A 364-nucleotide genomic window follows, 5' to 3' on the forward strand; every position below is an offset into this window, starting at 1 on the left:
CGACGAACCCGGTGTACGACAGCGTCTCGGCAATTCGCCGTTCCGGCGTGATCCGGCCGTTGGACTCGGACGGGAGCCTCGTACGGGCGGACCTGTTGTACGGGCGCATCTCGGCGTAGTCCGGCGCCGGGTGCTTCGGGTCCGCGGGCGGGTAGTTGATGTCGCCGGCGACGATCCCGTACGGCCCGTACCGCAGGGCGCGGGTCGCCAGCAGCTTGGCCTCGTGCCGGGCCCGGTCCGGGACGAACGGGTCCAGGTGAGCGCTGATGACGGTGAGCGGAGCGGGGAGGCCCACGTCGAAGACGGCAGCGCCGAAGCCGTGCAGGGTCTGGTCGGCGAAGTCGGTGTTCCAGTGGGTCCAGCG

1 pseudogene is annotated in these 364 nt (G+C 71.2%); it reads right to left on the bottom strand.

The features are described 5' to 3' along the window. Window positions 1–364: pseudogene (locus CCN56_RS43765) on the bottom strand (hypothetical protein); the annotation flags it as partial.

The sequence above is a fragment of the Streptomyces sp. NRRL B-24572 genome, from assembly GCF_002156145.1.
Taxonomy (GTDB): Bacteria; Actinomycetota; Actinomycetes; order Streptomycetales; family Streptomycetaceae; genus Streptomyces; species Streptomyces vietnamensis.